The following is a 12,714-nucleotide window of genomic DNA, read 5'->3' as shown; positions in this document are numbered from 1 at the left end:
ACCCGAGGGTTCGTGGATCCGCCCAACTAATCACGACCCTAATCATCGAGGTGCCCAATGGCGCGTTCCAAGACAAGCCTTGGTTGGCTGAAAAGACATGTCAACGATCCCTATGTGAAGCAGGCGCAGAAGGATGGCTACCGTTCGCGTGCAAGTTACAAGCTTCTGGAGATCCAGGAAAAATACAAACTCATTCGCCCGGGCATGAGCGTCGTCGACCTCGGCGCCGCGCCGGGTGGGTGGTCGCAGGTCACCAGCCGGCTGATCGGTGGCCAGGGGCGTCTGATCGCTTCGGACATCCTGGAAATGGACAGCATTCCGGACGTGCATTTCATCCAGGGCGACTTCACAGAGGACTCGGTGCTCGCTGAAATCCTGGAGGCCGTGGGTAATTCGCAGGTCGACCTTGTGATTTCCGATATGGCCCCCAATATGAGTGGTACGCCCGAAGTGGATATGCCCAAGGCCATGTTCCTCTGTGAGCTGGCGCTGGACCTGGCGGAACGGATCCTCAAGCCCGGTGGCAACTTCGTCATCAAGATTTTCCAGGGCGAAGGGTTCGACGTTTATCTGAAGGATGCTCGGAAGAAATTCGACAAGATCCAGATGATCAAGCCAGACTCTTCCCGTGGCAGCTCCCGTGAGCAGTACATGCTGGCTTGGGGTTATCGCGGCGGTGATGCGTAAAACAAGGTTTTTCGGCAGGGCGATAGGTTTTTCATATTTCGCTCTGCAGGCATAAGCGAATATTGTGTAGAAAGTATTTCACAAAGGGTTACAGACGGCGCCTGCCAGAGTTGTAGGTAATGTAGTAAGTTAGGCCGGTGAATATCATGCGAAGCGCGCGCCAGTAGCGGAGCTTGCTTCAGAGGGTAGTTAATTGAACGATATGGCAAAGAATCTGATCCTGTGGTTGATCATCGCGGCAGTCCTGGTGACGGTGATGAACAACTTCTCCAGCCCTAACGAGCCGCAGACCCTCAACTATTCCGACTTCATCCAGCAGGTCAAGGATGGCAAGGTCGAGCGCGTAGCTGTTGACGGCTATGTGATTACCGGCAAGCGCACCGATGGCGACAGCTTCAAGACCATTCGTCCGGCAATTCAGGACAATGGCCTGATCGGCGATCTGGTCGACAATCACGTTGTGGTTGAAGGCAAGCAGCCTGAACAGCAAAGCATCTGGACCCAGCTCCTGGTGGCCAGCTTCCCGATCCTGGTGATCATCGCGGTGTTCATGTTCTTCATGCGCCAGATGCAGGGCGGCGCTGGTGGCAAGGGCGGGCCGATGAGCTTCGGCAAGAGCAAGGCACGCCTGCTCTCCGAAGATCAGGTGAAAACCACTTTGGCTGACGTTGCCGGTTGCGACGAAGCCAAGGAAGAAGTCGGCGAGCTGGTTGAGTTCCTGCGTGATCCGGGCAAGTTCCAGCGTCTGGGCGGTCGTATCCCGCGCGGCGTGCTGATGGTCGGTCCGCCGGGTACCGGTAAAACCTTGCTGGCCAAGGCGATTGCCGGCGAAGCGAAAGTGCCATTCTTCACTATTTCCGGTTCCGACTTTGTCGAAATGTTCGTCGGTGTCGGCGCCAGCCGCGTCCGCGACATGTTCGAGCAGGCCAAGAAGCACGCCCCTTGCATCATCTTCATCGACGAAATCGATGCCGTGGGTCGCCATCGTGGCGCCGGCATGGGTGGCGGCCACGACGAGCGTGAGCAGACTCTCAACCAGTTGCTGGTGGAGATGGACGGCTTCGAAATGAATGACGGCATCATCGTGATTGCTGCGACCAACCGTCCGGACGTACTCGACCCTGCGCTGCTGCGTCCGGGCCGTTTCGACCGTCAGGTGGTCGTCGGCTTGCCGGATATTCGTGGCCGCGAGCAGATTCTTAAAGTTCACATGCGCAAAGTGCCAATGGGCGACGACGTTGCTCCGGCAGTGATCGCACGGGGTACTCCGGGCTTCTCCGGTGCTGACCTGGCCAACCTGGTCAACGAGGCTTCGCTGTTCGCTGCCCGCAGCGGCAAGCGTATCGTCGAGATGAAAGAATTCGAACTGGCCAAAGACAAGATCATGATGGGCGCCGAGCGCAAATCCATGGTCATGTCCGAGAAAGAAAAGCAGAACACGGCTTATCACGAAGCTGGCCACGCCATTGTCGGTCGCGTCGTGCCTGAGCATGATCCGGTGTACAAGGTCTCCATCATTCCGCGCGGTCGTGCGCTGGGTGTGACCATGTTCCTCCCGGAAGAAGATCGTTACAGCCTGTCCAAGCGTGCGCTGATCAGCCAGATCTGCTCGCTTTACGGCGGCCGTATCGCCGAAGAAATGACCCTGGGCTTCGATGGTGTGACCACCGGTGCGTCCAACGACATCATGCGTGCAAGTCAGATTGCCCGGAACATGGTGACGAAATGGGGCCTGTCGGAAAAACTCGGTCCGCTGATGTATGCCGAAGAAGAGGGCGAAGTGTTCCTCGGTCGCGGCGGTGGCGGCCAGGCTGCCAGCTTCTCCGGTGAGACCGCCAAGCTGATCGACTCCGAAGTACGCAGCATCATCGATCAGTGCTACGGCACCGCCAAGCAGATCCTCACGGATAACCGTGACAAGCTGGATGCCATGGCTGATGCGCTGATGAAGTACGAAACCATCGATGCCGAGCAAATCGACGACATCATGGCCGGCCGCACACCTCGCGAACCTCGCGACTGGTCGGGTGGCGCCGGTACGCCTCCGCCGCCTGTTGTGCAGGATGAGCGTCCGGAAAAACCGATTGGCGGTCCGGCTGCTGACGTTTAAGGCTTGAAATGACTTCTGTTCAGTCCCTGACCCGGTTGCCTTGCGGCAACCGGGTTCTTGATTTGGCCCAGACGCATGTCATGGGCATTCTCAATGTCACTCCTGATTCCTTCTCCGACGGCGGCCGCTTCAGCCAGCTCGATGCGGCCCTGCGCCACGCCGAAGCCATGGTGCTGGCAGGTGCGACGCTGATTGATGTCGGCGGCGAATCGACCCGGCCAGGCGCGCGAGCGGTCTCTCCTCTGGAGGAACTTGAGCGCGTCGCGCCGATTGTCGAGCTGATCAATCGCGAGCTGGATGTCATCATCTCGGTCGATACCTCAACGCCGGCTGTCATGCGCGAAACTGCGCGGCTCGGTGCCGGATTGATCAACGACGTGCGTTCGCTCCGTCGCGATGGTGCGCTGGATGCGGCAGCGGCAACCGGCTTGCCCGTCTGCCTCATGCATATGCTCGGCGAGCCGGGCGATATGCAGGATAATCCGCAGTATCAGGATGTCACCCGCGAGGTCGCTGAGTTTCTCGCCGAGCGCATGGATCAATGTGTGCAGGCGGGCATTCCTGCCGAGCGGATCATTCTCGATCCAGGCTTCGGCTTCGCCAAAACCCTGCAGCACAATCTAAGCTTGTTCAAGCACATGGAGGCCCTGCATGCGCTGGGTCGCCCCCTGCTGGTAGGTGTTTCGCGCAAGAGTATGATTGGCCACGCTTTGAACCGTCCCGTGGGCGAGCGCCTGCATGGGGGCTTGGCGCTGGCGGCGCTGGCGTCAGTTAAAGGCGCGCGTATATTGCGCGTTCACGATGTGGCGGAAACCGTTGATGTGGTGCGGATGATCGCGGCCGTGGAATCAGCCGAATAAGAATGATGGAGCACTTATGAGCAAGAAATATTTTGGTACCGACGGCATTCGCGGTCGCGTTGGTGAATACCCGATCACGCCTGACTTCATGCTCAAGCTCGGTTGGGCGGCTGGCATGGCATTCCGCAAGATGGGTGCCTGCAAGGTGCTGGTCGGCAAGGACACGCGGATCTCCGGCTATATGTTCGAATCGGCGCTGGAAGCCGGGCTGACCTCGGCGGGTGCCGATGTGATGCTGCTCGGCCCGATGCCGACGCCTGCCATCGCTTATCTGTCGCGCACGTTCCAGGCTGAAGCCGGCATCGTGATCAGTGCTTCGCACAACCCGCATGATGACAACGGCATCAAGTTCTTCTCCGGCAAAGGTACCAAGCTGCCCGATGAATTGGAGCTGATGATCGAAGAGTTGCTGGATACGCCAATGACCGTCGTCGAGTCGAGCAAGATCGGTAAAGTGTCGCGAATCAATGATGCATCGGGCCGCTACATCGAGTTCTGCAAGAGCAGCGTGCCTACCGGGACCAATTTCGCCGGTCTGAAGATCGTTATCGACTGCGCGCATGGTGCGACCTATAAGGTAGCGCCGAGCGTCTTCCGTGAATTGGGTGCCGAAGTCGTCGTGCTTTCCGCTCAGCCGAACGGGCTGAACATCAACGATAACTGCGGTTCCACGCATATGGGGCCGTTGCAGGCCGCCGTTCTGGCCGAGCATGCGGACCTGGGTATCGCCTTCGATGGTGATGGTGATCGGGTACTGATGGTCGATCACACCGGTGCCATTGTTGATGGTGACGATCTGCTGTTCATCATTGCCCGCGATCTGCATGAGCGCGGCAAGTTGCAGGGTGGCGTCGTCGGTACGTTGATGAGCAATCTTGGTCTCGAGCTGGCCCTGGCGGATCTTTCGATCCCGTTCGTTCGTGCCAATGTCGGTGACCGCTACGTGATCGCCGAACTGCAAGAGCGCAATTGGCTGGTAGGTGGGGAAAACTCCGGGCATGTCGTCTGCTTCAATCACACCACCACGGGCGACGCGATCATCGCGGCCTTGCAGGTGTTGATGGCGCTGAAATCGCGCAATGAAGGTCTTGCGCAAACCCGGCAGGCTTTGCGCAAGTGCCCTCAGGTACTGATCAACGTTCGCTTTGGTGGCGGTGAAAGCCCGCTGGAGCATCCGGCTGTCAAGGAAGCCAGTGCCCGTGTCACCCAGGCGATGGCGGGGCGCGGTCGGGTGCTTCTGCGCAAGTCCGGCACAGAGCCTTTGGTGCGCGTCATGGTCGAAGGCGAGGACGAAAACCAGGTTCGCGGCTATGCCGAAGAGCTGGCAAAACTGGTAACCGAAGTTTCTGCCTGATACGGCTTGCAAGCCATGATTGTGTTGGGTAACATCTGCGCCCACTTTGACCGACGAGGTACAGCATGCGTCGCCCTATGGTAGCTGGTAACTGGAAGATGCACGGTACCCGCGCCAGCGTCGCTGAGCTGATCAACGGCCTTCGTCATCTGGCCTTGCCAAGCGGTGTTGATGTCGCGGTGTTCCCGCCTTGCCTGTATATCAATCAAGTGATTGATGGCTTGAAAGGCAAGTCGATTTCGGTCGGCGCGCAGAATTCTGCGGTGGAAGCCATGCAAGGTGCGTTGACTGGTGAGATTGCTCCCAGCCAACTGGTGGATGCAGGTTGTTCCCTGGTGCTTGTCGGGCACTCCGAACGCCGCCAGATTATGGGCGAGCGAGACGGGATGCTGAATCGCAAGTTCGCAGCGGCACAGGCATGTGGCTTGATTCCGGTGTTGTGTGTAGGGGAAACCCTCGAGCAGCGCGAAGCCGGAAAAACTCTTGAAGTTGTCGGGCGTCAGCTGGGCAGCATCATCGAGGAGCTTGGTGTCGGTGCCTTTGCCAAGGCAGTGATTGCATACGAGCCGGTCTGGGCCATTGGTACCGGGCTGACTGCAACGCCGCAACAGGCTCAGGATGTGCATAAGGCTATTCGCGAGCAGTTGGCGGCAGAGAATTCTGAAGTCGCACGAGGTGTGCGGCTTCTATACGGCGGCAGCGTGAAGGCGGCCAATGCGGTCGAACTGTTCGGCATGCCGGATATCGATGGGGGGCTCATTGGTGGAGCTTCCCTGAATGCAGATGAGTTCGGTGCGATCTGTCGCGCCGCGGGAAACTGAAAAAATGCTGGAAACAGTCGTAGTCGTTTTTCATCTGCTGGGTGCATTGGGCGTAGTTGCTCTGGTTTTGCTGCAGCAGGGTAAGGGTGCGGATGCTGGCGCGTCTTTCGGAGCAGGTGCTTCAAATACTGTGTTCGGAAGCCAAGGTTCCTCTACCTTTCTTAGTAAGTTTACTGCTATACTTGCCGCCGGTTTCTTCATAACCAGCTTGGGGTTAGGTTACTTTGCTAAAGAGAAAGCTCATCAGCTGACTCAAGCAGGTCTTCCAGATCCAGCAGTGTTGGAAGTACCTAAGCAACAACCGGCTTCTGATGATGTCCCGGTGCTTCAAGAGCAAAAGTCGGCTACTCCAGCGACTGACGTGCCTCCAGCTCAAGAGCAGAAGTAAGAAGAGTTTCAAACGTAGTATTGCCGAGGTGGTGGAATTGGTAGACACGCAACCTTGAGGTGGTTGTGCCCATAGGGTGTAGGGGTTCGAGTCCCCTTCTCGGTACCAATTAGTCAGGAGAGCCCGCTGTTGCGGGCTTTCTTGCAGGTGGAAGGTTACATTGACCCTAAAAGGGATCGGTCGTATACTTCCGCCCCAGCTTTGTCGCGGGGTGGAGCAGTCTGGTAGCTCGTCGGGCTCATAACCCGAAGGTCGTCGGTTCAAATCCGGCCCCCGCAACCAGTTTAAGGAGCCCCTTTTAAGGGGCTTTTTGTTAGCTGGATACTTTCAACGCCGCTGTTCGACGGCGTTTCAAGGATGGGCGTTATGCCCATTTTTTTATTTTGCAAAGCATGCACATATCATGCACTAGGGGGTTCAGGTGTCGAGCAAGCTAGAAGAGTTGCAGGCCTTGCTGGCCCCGGTGGTCGTGGCCCTGGGCTATGAATGCTGGGGTATCGAGTTTTCGGCTCAGGGTCGTCACTCGATGTTGCGCGTTTATATCGATAAAGAGGGTGGCGTGCTGGTGGACGATTGCGCCATTGTCAGCCGTCAGATCAGCGGTGTTCTGGATGTTGAAGATCCTATCTCCGTTGAGTACACCCTTGAAGTTTCCTCGCCTGGCATGGAGCGCCCGCTGTTCACTCTTGAGCAGTTTGCCAAATTTGCCGGTGAACAAGTGAAGATCAAGCTGCGCTCGCCTTTCGAAGGTCGACGCAACTTTCAGGGCCTTCTGCGCGGTGTAGAAGAGCAGGACGTCGTGGTGCAGGTAGAAGACCACGAGTTCCTGTTGCCGATCGATATGATCGACAAGGCCAACATTATTCCCAGTTTTGACTGAGACGCGGATCCCGCGGATCCAATGGCTTGCGAAAGGCGAGGCGTACGATGAGCAAAGAAGTACTGCTGGTTGTTGAGTCGGTATCCAATGAAAAGGGTGTACCGGCAAGCGTAATTTTTGAAGCGCTGGAGCTGGCTCTGGCCACTGCTACCAAAAAGCGTTTTGAAGACGAAGTGGACCTGCGTGTGGAAATCAACCGCCACACCGGTTCCTACGAAACCTTCCGTCGCTGGACGGTCGTCGAAGAGAATGATCTCGACGATCCGGCCATCGAGACCTGGCCAAGCAAGGTTGCCGAAACGCATCCTGGTGCCAAGGTCGGTGACGTCGTCGAAGAGAAAATCGAATCCATCGAGTTCGGCCGCATCGCTGCACAGACTGCCAAGCAGGTCATCGTGCAGAAAGTTCGCGAAGCCGAGCGTGCTCAAGTGGTCGACGCCTATCGCGAGCGCCTGGGAGAAATCATCTCCGGCACCGTGAAAAAAGTTACCCGCGACAACGTGATCGTCGATCTGGGCAACAATGCCGAAGCATTGCTGGCCCGTGAAGACATCATTTCTCGCGAAACCTTCCGTGTCGGCGTGCGTCTGCGTGCGCTGCTCAAGGAAATCCGCACCGAGAACCGCGGCCCGCAGCTGATCCTTTCGCGTACCGCGCCGGAAATGCTGATCGAGCTGTTCCGTATCGAAGTGCCGGAAATCGCCGAAGGCCTCATCGAGGTCATGGCCGCCTCCCGTGATCCGGGTTCGCGTGCCAAGATCGCCGTCCGCTCCAAGGACAAGCGCATCGACCCGCAAGGTGCCTGCATCGGTATGCGCGGTTCGCGCGTCCAGGCGGTATCGGGTGAGTTGGGCGGTGAGCGTGTTGATATCGTGCTGTGGGACGACAACCCGGCCCAGTTCGTGATCAACGCCATGTCCCCGGCCGAGGTTGCGGCAATTATCGTTGACGAAGATGCCCATGCCATGGACATCGCCGTTGGCGCAGACAATCTGGCTCAGGCCATCGGTCGCGGTGGTCAGAACGTGCGTCTGGCCAGCCAGTTGACTGGCTGGACCCTGAACGTGATGACCGAATCGGACATCCAGGCTAAGCAGCAAGCAGAAACCGGCGACATCCTGCGCAACTTCATCGACGAGCTGGAAGTCGACGAAGAACTGGCTCAGGTGCTGGTAGATGAAGGCTTCACCAGCCTGGAAGAGATTGCCTACGTACCGGTGGAGGAAATGCTCAACATCGACGGCTTTGACGAGGACATCGTCAACGAGCTTCGTGCTCGCGCCAAGGATCGCTTGTTGACCAAAGCCATCGCTACTGAGGAAAAGCTGGCAGACGCCCATCCGGCCGAAGACCTGCTCTCGCTTGAGGGTATGGACAAGGATTTGGCGATGGAACTGGCGGTGCGCGGCGTAATTACCCGCGAAGACCTGGCCGAGCAGTCTATTGACGACCTGCTCGACATCGACGGCATTGACGATGATCGTGCCGGCAAGTTGATCATGGCCGCCCGAGCCCACTGGTTCGAGTAATTAGGCGCGGCCTGAGGAGAGAAGTGCATGACGCAAGTCACGGTGAAACAACTGGCCGATGAGGTCAAAACACCGGTAGAGCGCCTGTTGCAGCAGATGCGTGAGGCAGGTCTGCCGCACACCGCCGCCGACGAAAATGTGACTGACAGTGAGAAGCAATCCCTGCTGACTCACTTGAAGAGCAGTCACAAGGCGAAAGTGGAAGAACCACGCAAGATCACGCTGCAGCGTAAAACCACCAGCACCCTGCGTGTGGCTGGTAGCAAGAGCATCAGCGTTGAAGTTCGCAAGAAGAAAGTTTTCGTACAGCGCAGCCCGGAAGAAATCGAAGCCGAGCGCAAGCGTGAACTGGATGAGCGTCGCGCAGTAGAGAATGCTGCCCGTCAGAAGGCTGAAGAAGAAGCCAAGCAGCGCGCCGAAGAAGAAGCGCGTCGCCAGCCTGCTGCTGCGCAAACCGCTGCCAGCGACGCCGTTGCGGCGCCGGCTGCCGCTGCCGAACCTGTTCGCGAAAGCGCACCGGTGGCTGCTGCTCCTGCTCCATCGGCTGACGTTCGCAACAAGCAGAACGAACAGCGCCGTCCGGACAAGCCACGTGCCGACGACAACAATCGTCGCAGCGGTGGTGGTGATGGCGAGCGCAAAAACGCTCCGCATCGCGCATCGGTCAAGGAAAAAGCCCCGGCGCCACGTGTGGCGCCACGCACTACCGACGAAGAAAGCGATGGCTTCCGTCGTGGTGGTCGCGGCAAGGCCAAGCTGAAGAAGCGCAACGCCCACGGTTTCCAGAGCCCGACCGGCCCTGTCGTGCGTGACGTGCAGATCGGCGAGACCATCACGGTTGGCGATCTGGCCAACCAGATGTCGGTCAAAGCGGCTGAAATCATCAAGTTCATGTTCAAACTGGGTACCCCAGCGACCATCAACCAGGTGCTTGATCAGGAAACTGCTCAACTGGTAGCCGAAGAACTGGGCCACAAAGTGACCCTGGTCAGCGACACCGCTCTGGAAGATTCCCTGGCCGAGTCCCTGAAGTTTGAAGGTGAGTCGTTCTCCCGTGCACCAGTCGTGACCGTAATGGGCCACGTTGACCACGGTAAGACTTCCCTGCTCGACTACATCCGTCGTGCCAAGGTAGCTGCTGGCGAAGCCGGCGGTATCACCCAGCACATCGGTGCATACCACGTTGAGACTGATCGCGGCATGGTCACTTTCCTCGACACCCCGGGTCACGCTGCGTTTACCGCAATGCGGGCCCGTGGTGCCAAGGCGACCGACATCGTGATCCTCGTGGTTGCAGCGGACGACGGCGTGATGCCGCAAACCATCGAAGCCGTTCAGCATGCTCAGGCAGCTGGCGTGCCGCTGGTGGTTGCAGTGAACAAGATCGACAAGCCGGGCGCCGATCTCGATCGCATCCGCAGCGAGCTGTCGGTTCACGGCGTGACTTCCGAAGACTGGGGTGGCGACACACCATTCGTTCCGGTTTCGGCGAAGATGGGTACTGGCGTGGACGAGCTGCTTGAAGCCGTTCTGCTGCAGGCCGAAGTTCTCGAACTGAAAGCTACTCCGTCGGCTCCTGGCCGTGGTGTGGTGGTTGAATCGCGTCTCGACAAAGGTCGTGGCCCGGTGGCAACCGTGCTCGTTCAGGATGGTACGCTGCGTCAAGGCGACATGGTCCTGGTCGGTTCGAACTACGGCCGTGTACGTGCCATGCTCGACGAGAACGGCAAGCCAATCAAGGAAGCCGGTCCATCCATCCCTGTCGAGATCCTCGGCCTGGACGGTACCCCGGACGCTGGCGACGAGATGAGCGTGGTTGCCGACGAGAAGAAAGCCCGTGAAGTGGCTCTGTTCCGTCAAGGCAAGTTCCGCGAAGTCAAACTCGCTCGCGCTCACGCCGGCAAGCTGGAAAACATCTTCGAAAACATGGGTCAGGCCGAGAAGAAGACGCTCAACATCGTCCTCAAGTCCGACGTCCGTGGTTCGCTGGAAGCGTTGAACGGTGCCTTGAATGGCCTGGGCAACGACGAAGTACAAGTGCGCGTCGTGGGTGGCGGTGTCGGTGGTATCACCGAATCCGACGCCAACCTGGCACTGGCTTCCAACGCTGTACTGTTCGGCTTCAACGTGCGTGCCGATGCCGGCGCTCGCAAGATCGTCGAGCAGGAAGGTCTGGATATGCGTTACTACAACGTGATCTACGACATCATCGAAGACGTCAAGAAAGCCCTGACCGGCATGCTCGGCAGCGATGTTCGCGAGAACATCCTGGGTGTGGCCGAAGTGCGTGATGTGTTCCGTTCGCCGAAGTTTGGCGCGATCGCCGGTTGCATGGTGATCGAAGGTGTCGTGCACCGTAACCGTCCGATCCGTGTACTGCGTGAAGACATCGTTATCTTCGAAGGCGAGCTGGAATCCCTGCGCCGCTTCAAGGATGACGCTTCCGAAGTACGTGCCGGCATGGAATGCGGTATCGGCGTGAAGAGCTATAACGACGTCAAAGTCGGTGACAAGATCGAAGTCTTCGAGAAGGTTCAGGTTGCTCGCAGCCTCTGACTCGCGCACTTCAAGGGCCACGATGGGCCGTAGCATGCAAATGCACGGCACAGCGTCCGGACTCTAAACGCAACGCCCGGTCTGGCTTTTGTCAGGCCGGGCGTTTGCCGCTTTCAGACCTTGCGGGTTTCACCGCTGGGCAGTAACAGGTAACAAATCATGGCAAAAGAATACAGCCGTACCCAACGTATCGGCGATCAGATGCAGCGCGAGCTGGCGCAACTGATCCGTCGCGAAGTCAAAGACCCGCGCGTCGGCCTGGTCACCATCACTGCTGTGGAAGTGTCCCGTGACGTTGGTCACGCGAAGATTTTCATCACCGTGATGGGCCAGGACAACGCTGAAGACATCGCGCAAAGCATCAAGGTGCTCAATGCCGCCGCAGGCTTCCTGCGTATGCAGCTGGCTCGCGAAATGAAGCTGCGCAGCGTGCCGCAATTGCACTTCCACTACGACGAATCCGTCGTGCGTGGCGCGCATCTGTCGGCGCTGATCGAGCGCGCCGTGGCTGAAGACAATCAGCACGTTGCCGCTCCTGCACCTGAAGACACCAAGGAGTAATTCGGTGGCTCAGGTCAAACGTATCCGTCGTAACGTCAGCGGCATCATCCTGCTCGACAAACCGTTGGGGTTCACCTCCAACGCCGCGTTGCAGAAGGTGCGCTGGCTGCTCAATGCCGAGAAGGCCGGGCACACCGGCAGCCTCGATCCGTTGGCCACCGGCGTGTTGCCGCTGTGCTTCGGCGAGGCGACCAAGTTCTCGCAATACCTGCTCGATTCCGACAAGGGCTACGAGACCCTGGCGCAACTGGGCAAGACCACCACCACGGCCGATGCCGAAGGCGAGGTTTTGCAGGAGCGTCCGGTGACCGTTGGTCGCGCCGATGTCGAAGCGGTCCTGCCGAAATTTCGTGGGCAAATCAGTCAGATACCGCCGATGTACTCGGCACTCAAGCGTGATGGCCAGCCGCTGTACAAACTGGCACGTGCAGGCGAAGTAGTGGAGCGCGAACCGCGTTCTGTTACTATTGCGCGCTTGGAATTGCTGGCCTTCGAAGGCGATACTGCGCGGCTTGCGGTGGACTGCAGCAAAGGCACCTATATTCGCACCCTGGTGGAGGATATCGGTGAGCAACTCGGTTGTGGTGCGTACGTCGCAGAATTGCGCCGGACCCAGGCCGGGCCTTTCACCCTGGCGCAGACCGTGACCCTCGAAGAGCTGGAAGCGGTACATGCCGAAGGCGGCAACGAAGCGGTCGATCGCTTCCTGATGCCATCGGACAGCGGCCTGCAGGATTGGCCGTTGCTGCACTTTTCCGAAGCGAGCGCGTTCTACTGGCTCAACGGCCAGCCGGTACGTGCCCCGGATGCGCCGAAGTTCGGCATGGTACGAGTACAGGATCACAATGGTCGCTTCATCGGTATCGGTGAAGTGAGCGAAGACGGGCGCATCGCGCCGCGTCGCTTGATTCGGTCAGAATGACCGGAACCGGTCTGCGTTAAGCGGGCCGGCGAGTGTGGCTGTTAAC

11 protein-coding genes and 2 tRNA genes are annotated in these 12,714 nt (G+C 58.5%); all 13 read left to right on the top strand.

Annotated elements, in window-relative coordinates:
• Positions 1-57: 57 nt before the first annotated feature.
• The 13 genes from rlmE to truB all read left to right on the top strand — a co-directional run bounded on the left by rlmE (position 58) and on the right by truB (position 12,668).
• Positions 58-687, top strand: coding sequence for a 23S rRNA (uridine(2552)-2'-O)-methyltransferase RlmE (gene rlmE / locus ND528_RS25240; RefSeq protein WP_016771760.1), 630 nt, complete (start codon positions 58-60; stop codon positions 685-687).
• 202 nt (positions 688-889) lie between these two features.
• Positions 890-2,797, top strand: coding sequence for an ATP-dependent zinc metalloprotease FtsH (gene ftsH / locus ND528_RS25235; protein ID WP_137215575.1), 1,908 nt, complete (start codon positions 890-892; stop codon positions 2,795-2,797).
• Positions 2,798-2,805: 8 nt separating this feature from the next.
• Entirely contained in the window at positions 2,806-3,657 is an 852-nt protein-coding gene (gene folP / locus ND528_RS25230) for a dihydropteroate synthase (RefSeq protein WP_137215531.1), read from the top strand.
• 16 nt (positions 3,658-3,673) lie between these two features.
• Complete coding sequence (glmM, locus tag ND528_RS25225; protein ID WP_110603491.1) at positions 3,674-5,011, top strand: phosphoglucosamine mutase; 1,338 nt, start codon at positions 3,674-3,676, stop codon at positions 5,009-5,011.
• A gap of 65 nt (positions 5,012-5,076) precedes the next feature.
• Positions 5,077-5,832: a triose-phosphate isomerase gene (tpiA, locus tag ND528_RS25220; RefSeq protein WP_007915248.1), complete on the top strand. Its 756-nt coding sequence runs from the start codon at positions 5,077-5,079 to the stop codon at positions 5,830-5,832.
• A gap of 4 nt (positions 5,833-5,836) precedes the next feature.
• On the top strand, positions 5,837-6,220 hold the full coding sequence (secG, locus tag ND528_RS25215) for a preprotein translocase subunit SecG (RefSeq protein WP_016771756.1): 384 nt from the start codon (positions 5,837-5,839) through the stop codon (positions 6,218-6,220).
• A gap of 22 nt (positions 6,221-6,242) precedes the next feature.
• Positions 6,243-6,328 (top strand) — tRNA-Leu (locus ND528_RS25210).
• A 97-nt stretch (positions 6,329-6,425) separates the two neighbouring features.
• A tRNA-Met gene (locus ND528_RS25205) sits at positions 6,426-6,502 on the top strand.
• Between the two features lie 139 nt (positions 6,503-6,641).
• The gene (rimP, locus tag ND528_RS25200; RefSeq protein WP_007973115.1) at positions 6,642-7,100 is read left to right on the top strand and encodes a ribosome maturation factor RimP; all 459 of its coding nucleotides are present in this window, start codon (positions 6,642-6,644) and stop codon (positions 7,098-7,100) included.
• Positions 7,101-7,147: 47 nt separating this feature from the next.
• Complete coding sequence (gene nusA, locus ND528_RS25195; RefSeq protein ID WP_024011569.1) at positions 7,148-8,629, top strand: transcription termination factor NusA; 1,482 nt, start codon at positions 7,148-7,150, stop codon at positions 8,627-8,629.
• Between the two features lie 27 nt (positions 8,630-8,656).
• The gene (infB, locus tag ND528_RS25190; protein WP_024011570.1) at positions 8,657-11,185 is read left to right on the top strand and encodes a translation initiation factor IF-2; all 2,529 of its coding nucleotides are present in this window, start codon (positions 8,657-8,659) and stop codon (positions 11,183-11,185) included.
• A gap of 159 nt (positions 11,186-11,344) precedes the next feature.
• Positions 11,345-11,746 carry a 30S ribosome-binding factor RbfA gene (gene rbfA, locus ND528_RS25185; RefSeq protein WP_016771753.1) on the top strand — a complete coding sequence of 134 codons (402 nt, stop codon included), beginning with the start codon at positions 11,345-11,347 and terminating at the stop codon, positions 11,744-11,746.
• 4 nt (positions 11,747-11,750) lie between these two features.
• Positions 11,751-12,668, top strand: coding sequence for a tRNA pseudouridine(55) synthase TruB (truB, locus tag ND528_RS25180; RefSeq protein WP_024011571.1), 918 nt, complete (start codon positions 11,751-11,753; stop codon positions 12,666-12,668).
• Positions 12,669-12,714 lie beyond the last annotated feature (46 nt).

Source organism: Pseudomonas mercuritolerans (genome assembly GCF_025706525.1).
Classification (GTDB): Bacteria; Pseudomonadota; Gammaproteobacteria; order Pseudomonadales; family Pseudomonadaceae; genus Aquipseudomonas; species Aquipseudomonas mercuritolerans.
The sequence above is the reverse complement of the archived record's forward strand: the minus strand, read 5'-3'. Positions and strand labels throughout refer to the sequence as shown.